The organism is Klebsiella sp. X1-16S-Nf21, assembly GCF_002837615.1.
GTDB classification, from domain to species: Bacteria; Pseudomonadota; Gammaproteobacteria; order Enterobacterales; family Enterobacteriaceae; genus Klebsiella; species Klebsiella variicola.
On record NZ_PJDK01000056.1, the window covers coordinates 26,127 to 34,976 of the forward strand.

Below are 8,850 nucleotides of genomic sequence, written 5' to 3' on the forward strand. Positions count from 1 at the left end.
ATGGAAAAGCAAAATAACCCTCTTCAGATTGTCCAAGTTAACGAGCGTGATTATAAAAAAATCATCTATGAAGGGTTTGGTCCACCAACGGTATTTGGCGATGGTGTTTCGGTTGAAGTTAGAAATAGCCTTGCCCAGCAAACGAAAGAGGCATTGGATTATTTTAATGATGAGTTTAACCAGTGGCCTGGTTTAGCTGGAGTTGTTAAGGTTACTCTTAAAGAAGAGGCTTTGGCAAAAAGTCATAGGCCAATGGACCTTTTTTATTCAAAAACATGTCCTATTGTTGGTAGTTTAGACTTTGGTGAATTACTTGTTAGTGCAACAAAGGACGGATTAAATAGTTTAAGAACTAAACTCCTCACAGGGAAAAGTCAGAAACTAGTAGCAAATATATCTGCTATAGAAAAAATTGAGGCTTACACTTCTGATGATAGTATCTCCGGTGGTAATTTGAATGATATTATTACTGCTGTAATGAAGGGGCGGAAATTAAAGGTTAAACTATTCGATCACCAAAATGAAGAAAAAAATGCTAAATTACAGTTGGCATTTTATAAATTCGCTAAAGAAAATAATGTCCGTGTGAAAAAGCTTACGTATGGTAGTTGTAATGACCTGATTTCATTGGTGTCTCAAGATGAACGCATAATAAAGAAAATTACTAAATTTATCGGGTTGCGTACCATTTCAACTATTCCTGAGTTTTCTGTCAGTGATTTTCACTTGCAGACATCTTTTTTAGGTTCTGCAGATGAAATGCTGTTTCCTGCACCACAACAAGATGTTGATTACCCAATTGTTGGTGTTATCGATTCAGGTATTTGTCCGAATAGTTCATTAATAGCACCATGGATTGTTGCTAGAGAGAGTTATGTACCATTTGGATTAGAAGACTATAGCCATGGCACAATGGTTGCTGCTCTTATTGTTAATTGTCAAAGCTTGAATCATCAAGACCAACGATTCCCTGATACGCATGCAAGAATCGTAGATATTAATGTATTTCCTCGCGGAGGAACAACATCTGAAGATGATTTGGTTTCTATTATTGAAGAGGTTATCCCTAAGTATCCGCAGGTAAAAATTTGGAATCTTTCATTAGGAGGAGATGATCCTGCTCATACAACAGATTTTTCAGATTTTGCTCATTTTTTAGATGAAATGCACGATAAGTATGGATGTTTATTTGTTATTGCTGCGGGGAATCAGAATCGTAATCAATATTGGCCTACTACTAATAATAATTCGGGCATCAATAGAATCTCATCTCCAGGAGATTCTATAAGAGCTTTAACTGTTGGGAGTCTGGCACATAAAGAATCACCATCCGCGATAAGTCATATTGATGAAGTGTCTCCATTTTCTCGTATTGGACCAGGCCCTAGTTATATCCCTAAGCCGGAAATCACCCATTATGGAGGAAATGTAACCGCAAAAGGTGCATTTGCTCAGATTGGAATATTGGCTTTAGGACCGAATAACATGTTGTGTGAATCTGTTGGGACTAGTTTTGCCACACCAATAGTTTCAAGCATTGCTGCATATTTATATCATTTTTTATCTCAAGGAGGGAAAGTAGATGTTCCTACCGAGCGTGTCAAGGCTTTAATAATTCATTCAAGCCTACTAAATGGTAAAGTGACCACAGATACCATTAACTATAAAGGGTTTGGTCGTCCTGGTGATATTATAGATCATCTCTACTGTGATCCAAATTGTATGACTATGGTTTTTGAAACAGATATTAATCATGGTGGATTTGAATTCGAAAAATTCCCTTTCCCTATACCTGACTGTTTGAATACAGAAGATGGAAAATATAGAGGTGAAATTCTAATGACATTAGTATATTCGCCAGAAATAGATAAGAACTATGCATCTGAATATTGTAGAACAAACGTTGATGTAGGCATGGGGAGTTATAATATAGGAAAGGATGGTAAACGAAAATTTCATTCAATGGTGCCTGCAGTACCAAAAGATATGAAAGAGTTATATGAAAAATCTCGTGTAGAGAATGGTTTTAAATGGTCTCCGGTTAAAGCGTACCATAAGATCAGTCCTCGCGGTATTGATGTGGGCGATTGGAGATTACGGCTTAGTGTATTACGTAGAGCGGAAATGCCAGCACCTAATCGTCCGCAGAAAGCCACTTTGATATTGACTTTGAGAGGTTTGGAATCAGAACAGCCTGTTTATAATGAAACCATTCAGAAAATAAATCAATTTGGTTGGGTAACAGTAGATATCGATCAACACATTAGAATTAGAAACTAGAATTTTGTATTTTAACTTTTGAAAAAAAGAATCTCAAAATATTAATATTGGGAAATAGATTCTTTAGTCCGTTAATCTGCATGACATTAGTTTATGTTCGTTTCGACAATACTGATACCGAGGACTTGGTGAGGGCTAATCTGCTGGAGATGTGTCAGTCAAAAAATATTGCAGCTTAATTGACTCCTCCCCATAATGAGGGAGATATTAATATTGTCATAAATAATGGATGCAAAATGATAAACCAGAAAGTTATAGATGGTCTTGTGTGGCTATATTCCATTTTTGATATAAAACTTCTGACTGTAATTGCGACCGGATTTACTATTTATTTTGGGTATCAAAAGGTTACTAGGAGGATATGTGTTTCATATGGCATTAGTTCTAGTAGGTTATATGATTCCTATGTTTCAAATTTAGTAGTTTCCAATAAAAGAGATAATTCAATTGCAATATCATCTATAGTGCTTGGTATCGGAGTGAAAGGGACAATTGAATTGGTTAAGTTTGACGAGCCATTGGTTTTGAAAGGATATGATACGAAGCTCGTTGATGTACCTAAATATAGCTCCATTTATGATAAAAATGGGCCAGTCAGAATCGATACTTTTGAATCGTTATTCTTTTCCATTGTGACTATTTCTGGTGAGGTAATTGAGTGTGAAGTGGAAAGCCCAGTTACAATCAAGACGTTAGCGGGGAGATTGTTTAAGAATACTGCTAATTTTAATGGTGTTGTTCTTACAAAAAGAATGGGTTTTATTTTTTCTTATTGTGTGGGTGGAAAATCGGAGGATGTTATTATTGATAAGTATGGTTTTATCCCAGAAAGGACACCTTTTAGAGGTAATATGCTCCCGCAAATATCAAAAGACTTTTTTGAAAATTTTTTGATTTCCGAAGGGTATCATGATTACTACGACAATTATGCTCTTTATAAAGTGAATGATAATCTCGAAACAGTACTTGTTTTAAGCAAGGCATCGGTGAATGTTAAAAGAGCAAAGGAAGGAAATGTGTAACCGAGAGTTGTCTATGTAGATCTACTTAGTCTTCTTATAGTGATTTATAATATCCTCCACACTAGAGGGGATTTTTATGTCAAAGTGGAACATCGCAGCTAAGTCGAAAGAGGACCAGTACAAGGTTAATGTCGACCTGGCTGCCAGAGGCGTTGCGTACAAAGAGTGTCTGAATATGCCGGTAGTCGCCGAGGTGGTCGCCAGAGAGCAGCCAGAGCATCTGCGCGAGTATTTATGGAGCGCGTCCGCTACTACCGCGAGAAGAGCATCCAGCTACCCCGCGCCAGCGATCCGCGCTATCTGGAAATGGCTGAGCAGAACGCCAAAAAATAGCGATTTCCTCGTATATGCTCATTTTGCATTTATCCCCGGGAAGGGCGATAATTACCTTGTCAGCCTGAGCAACTGACGACTAGATTCCGGCGCCAAGTGGGGACACATGGCGCACAAAGTTAAGAACACTCGGATTAAAGTCTTGTATGCAATAACACTGCTGATTTTAATAATTGTGCAAGTTGTTGTAGTGAACGCGGTATTTATCTGTGTGGGGCTTGGGTTTCTTGAGCTATCCGATGAGGTCCTAAAGATTTTCGCTGGATGCTCGATGCCACATATCTGTGGTCTTGTCTACTGCGTCGTCAATTCTGTTTTCCGAGCAAAAAAATGAAAAGCCTTCTCTTCGGAGAGGGCTTTTTTATTGCTGATGAAAGTAAAAATCTACGCGGCTCAGGGGTCTCTCGCAGCCGTACATAATCGGACCTGTTTCCCGCGAAGTGTTAAGCTCGCTAAAGGCAAGTGGCTTTCACGCTATACAAACCCCGTCCCGCCGCCGTTCGCTGAGACATCAGTGAGGGCAAACTTGCCGGCGACATGTCGGACGCGAGCAGTTGCTTAAACTATAATCCCCCCATACCCTAGGGGGCGGTGCCTAAGCGGAACACACCTACGGTGTTGCATGCAAAATGCGCATTAGTGAATTTTGGACGCAAGGAAAACAAAGTTGGTATCGTTTATGAAAAAATTATTACTTCTGGTTAGTGCTGCTCTTATATCAAACGTGGTGTTTGCTATTGATAATAAAAAAGAAATATCACCTGTGCGTATAAGTTGTCCTGCGCCAGTGATGCCAGTGAAGGCTCAGGCATTGAGAACTGAAGGGAGTGTCGATTATGCGGCGTGGGTTAATGATAAAGGCGAAGTGTACTCAGTAGACATAACGGGCGATGAGGTTTTCTTCAGGGAAACTGAGGTTGCTATTAAAAAGTGTAAGTTTGTGCCAGGCCATCCAGGGGTGTATCGGGATACAATAAAATTCAGTCTGGTAAAACCTTGAAGAGTGCGTTTAACGTCAAATCTCCACCATGTGGGTAACTCCGCTGCATGCTAAAGCGCTGGTGAGAGCTAACTTACCGGAGATGAGCCTGAAAAAAGACATTGCAGCATGATAAAGCCCGCTTCGGCGGGTTTTTTAATAGTGAAAAACATCATGTTAAACAGACTCATAGCCTTTGCAAAAAGAGCCCTTAACCTCTTGACCATTTCACTCTCTCAGTATACTGTTTATTTATACAGTATTTGTGTGAGGTGCTAACCATGAAAGTAGAAGTCACAATTGATAAACATAAAAAACTCCCTGATGGCGCCATACCTGCGCTTGAGCAAGAATTGCTGCGCCGCTTGTCCCAGTCTTATGATGACTGCAAATTAATCATTCGACGCACAAGCAACGATGGCCTTAACGTTTTGGGCGGCGCTGATGGCGATAAAAAGCATGTAGAGCAAATCCTGCAGGAGACGTGGGAAAGCGCAGACGACTGGTTTTATTAGTTTGATTTTGATGGTGGCGGCTCTTATCCCAGAGCATCGCATTCGCGTTACCCTTGATGCTGCTACCCGTTTTCTATGAGTGCGTCTGTATGTCGCTCAGGGGGTAATGTGACAGATGGTATTGAGCCAAATCAGCAGGGGAATGTGTGGGCCACCATTACGGACGGATCCGGACATGTTTTGTGCTCATTTCGATTAGCTTTGAATGACCGAATCCTTTTGACGAATATCGATAACGAAGTATCAGTTAGAAAAATTGCAAAAGATGAACACCTCTGGACAAGAAAATCGTTAGTGGAAGTTATCAAGGAAATGAGCTCTAAAAATTGACTCTTAACAGCTAGCTACATCATACTTGCAGTGCTGGCCTGAACAACCAGCCACCTGACAGTGATGCGCCACCGGAGAACGTGATGGCGCAGCTTCACTTAATAAAACAATCTCAAGGTATCCTGATCCCCGCGACGCCGGAGACCAGTGATTTTCTGCAATCAAAATGCAAGCTCGGCTCCGTTCTGGAAGCCGATTATAAGCTTGTCCGCAATCCGGCGTTTCATCGCCGCTACTTTGCTTTACTCAATCTCGGCTTTGACTACTGGGAACCTACCGGCGGAGCGATCTCATCCAATGAGCGCAAGCTTGTGTATGGCTACGCCAGTTTTCTAGCCGCCTATGGCGGTAACGAATCAGCCCTGCTTGATGCCGCAGAACAATACCTCGATCGCGTAGCCGAGAAACGTGCCGGCAGTATCAGTATTTGCAAATCTTTTGACGCCTACCGGGCGTGGGTCATCGTTGAAGCTGGCCACTATGACGCCATACAGCTGCCGGACGGCACGCTGAAAAAACACCCTCGCAGTATTTCTTTCGCCAGCATGGACGAATGCGAGTTCCAGGAACTGTACAAAGCATCGCTCGATGTTCTCTGGCGATGGATCCTCTCTCGTTCGTTCAACAGTCTGCAGGACGCCGAGAACGCCGCAAACCAACTTTTAAGCTTCGCGGGGTGATGCCGATGAAACACTCATGGTTTCACCATCTCGAATGCACAACGCAGCAGGCCGAAGAATTGGTAGCGAGATATCGTCAGCGGGGCGTAAAGGTCGAACGAAGCTTAAACCCTGACTTTATGACATGGACCGTCAGCGTGCAATTGGTGGAGGACAAAAATCCGCCGCGGCCAGACTCTCGCTGGCGCAACAGGATGTGGGGGTGAGTATGGCGAACCTACGTAAAGCGGCCCGAGGCCGCGAATGCACAGTACGGATCCCCGGGTACTGCAATGGCAATCCTGAAACCAGCGTACTGGCGCATTACCGCCTCGCGGGTACCTGCGGAACTGGATGTAAGCCGGACGATACACAGGGCGCTATAGCCTGCAGCGCTTGCCACGATCTCATTGATGGCAGAAAGAAAACCACCGATTACACCCGCGACGAACTGCGCCTGATGCACGCTGAGGGGGTAATGCGTACCCTGGAAATCTGGCGGAAAGAGGGACTTATCAAATCATGAAAATCTACGATATCACGCCAATAGGAAAACCCAGGATGACCAGAGCTGATAAGTGGAAGCAGCGTCCAGCAGTAATGCGTTATCGGGCATTCTGTGATGAAGCTCGTCTTCGCAACATTCACCTGCCAGAGTCCGGCGCTCACGTCACGTTCGTCATGCCTATGCCGCAAAGCTGGAGTCAGAAAACGAGGGCGCAAAACGCCGGACGTCCACATCAGTCAAAGCCTGACTGCGACAACATGCTTAAAGCCCTAATGGATGCTCTCTACGACGATGATTCGCACGTATGGGATTGCCGCATCACCAAAATATGGGGCGAGAAAGGGCAGATCATTATTGGGGAGTCTCTATGACCCTCGATCACTTCATCCAGTACCAGGCGGAAAGCGTTAAGCGCGCCAGCATGCCGCCAGTAGCGAAACATAGTCGTACCAAAACCAATCAGCCACAGAAAGCAGGGGAATCATTGTGAAACTTGAAGCATTACCGAAATTTTTCTCGCCAAAGTCGATGATGCCCGGCGCTGTACCATGTGGGATCACTGCTGAAACACTGACGATTACCGATGTTATGGCAGCTCTTGGTTTGGCAACTTCAAAATCAGCGATAGGCATCGAGCTCTATCTGGCAAAAGCTGGCGTTCTTCATACGGACAACATCATCGCCTTTATCAATGAGCTTGCCACTCAACGCGCCAGCCGGAACCGGCCACTGCAGGCCATGCCGGAACAACAGCGAGAAGCATTCCTGCTCATTATGGCCGAATACGTTTTTCGGGATTACTCGCTTAGCGCCGCAAGCAGGGTGACATGCAGTAGTTGCGCCGGGGACGGGTTCATTGACGCGGAGGTATTCACCAACAAAGTGACCTACCCAGATGGCAAGCCGCCGAAGTGGGTCAAAGTTACGAAGGGGATCTCTCCATCAGACTGGGAGGAAGTTAAAACCATTCGTGAGCAGGTGAAGGTAATCTGCAAAACGTGCAATGGGAAGGGGAGCATCAAGAACGAATGCCGGTGCCGGGGGCGCGGTGAAGTTCTCGATAAGAAAAAATCCAAGTTGCAGGGGCTTCCTGTTTTTAAACAGTGCCCCCGCTGTAGCGGGCGTGGCTATCCCAGATTAAAGGATACCGAGGTATTTAAGGCTCTTGGAGTGACAGAAACTACCTGGCGCAGAAACTTCAAATTGTTCTTCGATCGACTGGTGGAGTATTGCCACGTTGAAGAATCCTTCGCAGAAAAGATGCTCGAACGGGTAACGAGGTGATTTTTCCAAGGGGTATTGCAAACGTGGCGGAAATTGGCTAATCTCGTTTCAACGATGGGTTATTACGCCCATGACGTTACAGATATTAAGACCTCGCCTCGGCGGGGTTTTTTGCTTTTCAGGGCTCTTGCAATAATTGCAAAACCTTTACATTCGTACTGTCTTAGCCCCTATAATACTCTCAAAGAACAGAAAATAAGCGGATGGTCTAATGAGTCTTATTGAACTTGAAGGGGCTATTGCCTGGTTCTTTGTTGTTGTTTTTGCAACATTTTTAATTGACCTGTGGTTTAGGCACAAATGATTTCGCTCTTGATGAGTTGAAGTAAGCATAATTCTCAAAAGGCTCGCATCCGCGGGCCTTTTTCATATGGGTGTCCGCGCCGGACCGGTCGAATAAGTTTCTGGAAAGGGTTAATCAGGAAAGCAGTGGCTTGGCTGGCATGCTGATGGACATGGTGATGCTGGCGTTTATCGTTGTTGTGCTGGTGCTTTTTATTGGACGCTCATTCAAAAAACACAGTAACCCGTAGTGATGAATGGCTGAAAAACCAGCCATTCATCATCATTCATACTATCTAGCTGCAAATACTTCTTTTTAAAGGTGTCTTTGTATCTCTTTCGTTCTTTGATGTAAGAAATCAGTGACCCCACAGCAACTAAAATAAGAACTACAGCTAACGCTACCATCAGTATGGCTGTCATGTGATTTAACTTCTGGAAAGAGTATGGACATTCTTGTATTTATAAAACGTAGCTTGCGATTGTCGTTGGAAAAACCCTAACCGATAATGCCTTTTGAATTTATCATCTTGTATGAGTTTTTATCATTAATCATTTAATGATTTAATATGCATTAATTAATCGTAATCTGATTTTTTAAAGCGTTTTCGGCTGGCGTGTGTACCCTATTGCTGTAGGGTATTGACTATATGAATGT

12 protein-coding genes and 1 pseudogene are annotated in these 8,850 nt (G+C 43.4%); 12 read left to right on the forward strand and 1 reads right to left on the reverse strand.

Annotated features, from left to right (window positions below):
• The 12 genes and pseudogenes from iteS (at window position 1) to CW267_RS21770 (ending at window position 7,910) form a co-directional block, all read left to right on the forward strand.
• The gene (gene iteS, locus CW267_RS21725; RefSeq protein WP_100781199.1) at window positions 1-2,280 is read left to right on the forward strand and encodes a S8 family anti-phage peptidase IteS; all 2,280 of its coding nucleotides are present in this window, start codon (window positions 1-3) and stop codon (window positions 2,278-2,280) included.
• A 236-nt stretch (window positions 2,281-2,516) separates the two neighbouring features.
• Window positions 2,517-3,302, forward strand: a complete 786-nt coding sequence (locus tag CW267_RS21730) for a hypothetical protein (RefSeq protein ID WP_100781198.1) — start codon at window positions 2,517-2,519, stop codon at window positions 3,300-3,302.
• Between the two features lie 76 nt (window positions 3,303-3,378).
• Window positions 3,379-3,635, forward strand: a pseudogene (locus CW267_RS31620) (DNA polymerase III subunit theta).
• Window positions 3,636-4,314: 679 nt separating this feature from the next.
• On the forward strand, window positions 4,315-4,635 hold the full coding sequence (locus CW267_RS21740) for a hypothetical protein (RefSeq protein ID WP_071032980.1): 321 nt from the start codon (window positions 4,315-4,317) through the stop codon (window positions 4,633-4,635).
• A gap of 260 nt (window positions 4,636-4,895) precedes the next feature.
• Window positions 4,896-5,129: a DinI family protein gene (locus CW267_RS21745; RefSeq protein WP_100781197.1), complete on the forward strand. Its 234-nt coding sequence runs from the start codon at window positions 4,896-4,898 to the stop codon at window positions 5,127-5,129.
• 108 nt (window positions 5,130-5,237) lie between these two features.
• Window positions 5,238-5,459: a hypothetical protein gene (locus CW267_RS30160; protein ID WP_072122537.1), complete on the forward strand. Its 222-nt coding sequence runs from the start codon at window positions 5,238-5,240 to the stop codon at window positions 5,457-5,459.
• 83 nt (window positions 5,460-5,542) lie between these two features.
• Window positions 5,543-6,139 (forward strand): DUF1367 family protein, encoded by a 597-nt coding sequence (locus CW267_RS21750; RefSeq protein WP_064142418.1) that lies wholly within the window; start codon window positions 5,543-5,545, stop codon window positions 6,137-6,139.
• On the forward strand, window positions 6,139-6,345 hold the full coding sequence (locus tag CW267_RS31435; RefSeq protein WP_072122536.1) for a hypothetical protein: 207 nt from the start codon (window positions 6,139-6,141) through the stop codon (window positions 6,343-6,345). The genes CW267_RS21750 and CW267_RS31435 overlap by 1 nt, the downstream gene beginning before the upstream one ends.
• 2 nt (window positions 6,346-6,347) lie before the next feature.
• Window positions 6,348-6,644 carry a DUF1364 domain-containing protein gene (locus CW267_RS21760; protein WP_064142417.1) on the forward strand — a complete coding sequence of 99 codons (297 nt, stop codon included), beginning with the start codon at window positions 6,348-6,350 and terminating at the stop codon, window positions 6,642-6,644.
• The gene (locus tag CW267_RS21765; protein ID WP_100781195.1) at window positions 6,641-6,997 is read left to right on the forward strand and encodes a RusA family crossover junction endodeoxyribonuclease; all 357 of its coding nucleotides are present in this window, start codon (window positions 6,641-6,643) and stop codon (window positions 6,995-6,997) included. The genes CW267_RS21760 and CW267_RS21765 overlap by 4 nt, the downstream gene beginning before the upstream one ends.
• A complete protein-coding gene (locus CW267_RS31440) occupies window positions 6,994-7,116 on the forward strand; it encodes a hypothetical protein (protein ID WP_072122534.1) in 123 nt (40 codons plus the stop codon). The genes CW267_RS21765 and CW267_RS31440 overlap by 4 nt, the downstream gene beginning before the upstream one ends.
• The gene (locus tag CW267_RS21770) at window positions 7,113-7,910 is read left to right on the forward strand and encodes an antitermination protein (RefSeq protein ID WP_070612448.1); all 798 of its coding nucleotides are present in this window, start codon (window positions 7,113-7,115) and stop codon (window positions 7,908-7,910) included. The genes CW267_RS31440 and CW267_RS21770 overlap by 4 nt, the downstream gene beginning before the upstream one ends.
• Before the next feature lie 510 nt (window positions 7,911-8,420).
• On the opposite strand, the gene CW267_RS30165 is transcribed toward CW267_RS21770, so the two are convergent.
• Window positions 8,421-8,615: a small membrane protein gene (locus CW267_RS30165; RefSeq protein WP_133124640.1), complete on the reverse strand. Its 195-nt coding sequence runs from the start codon at window positions 8,613-8,615 to the stop codon at window positions 8,421-8,423.
• Window positions 8,616-8,850: the final 235 nt, after the last annotated feature.

Coding starts and splice junctions, on each gene's coding strand:
- iteS (WP_100781199.1), top strand. CDS start 1: ATGGAAAAGCAAAATAACCCTCTTCAGATTGTCCAAGTTAACGAGCGT.
- CW267_RS21730 (WP_100781198.1), top strand. CDS start 2,517: ATGATAAACCAGAAAGTTATAGATGGTCTTGTGTGGCTATATTCCATT.
- CW267_RS21740 (WP_071032980.1), top strand. CDS start 4,315: ATGAAAAAATTATTACTTCTGGTTAGTGCTGCTCTTATATCAAACGTG.
- CW267_RS21745 (WP_100781197.1), top strand. CDS start 4,896: ATGAAAGTAGAAGTCACAATTGATAAACATAAAAAACTCCCTGATGGC.
- CW267_RS21750 (WP_064142418.1), top strand. CDS start 5,543: ATGGCGCAGCTTCACTTAATAAAACAATCTCAAGGTATCCTGATCCCC.
- CW267_RS31435 (WP_072122536.1), top strand. CDS start 6,139: ATGCCGATGAAACACTCATGGTTTCACCATCTCGAATGCACAACGCAG.
- CW267_RS21760 (WP_064142417.1), top strand. CDS start 6,348: ATGGCGAACCTACGTAAAGCGGCCCGAGGCCGCGAATGCACAGTACGG.
- CW267_RS21765 (WP_100781195.1), top strand. CDS start 6,641: ATGAAAATCTACGATATCACGCCAATAGGAAAACCCAGGATGACCAGA.
- CW267_RS31440 (WP_072122534.1), top strand. CDS start 6,994: ATGACCCTCGATCACTTCATCCAGTACCAGGCGGAAAGCGTTAAGCGC.
- CW267_RS30165 (WP_133124640.1), bottom strand. CDS start 8,615: ATGACAGCCATACTGATGGTAGCGTTAGCTGTAGTTCTTATTTTAGTT.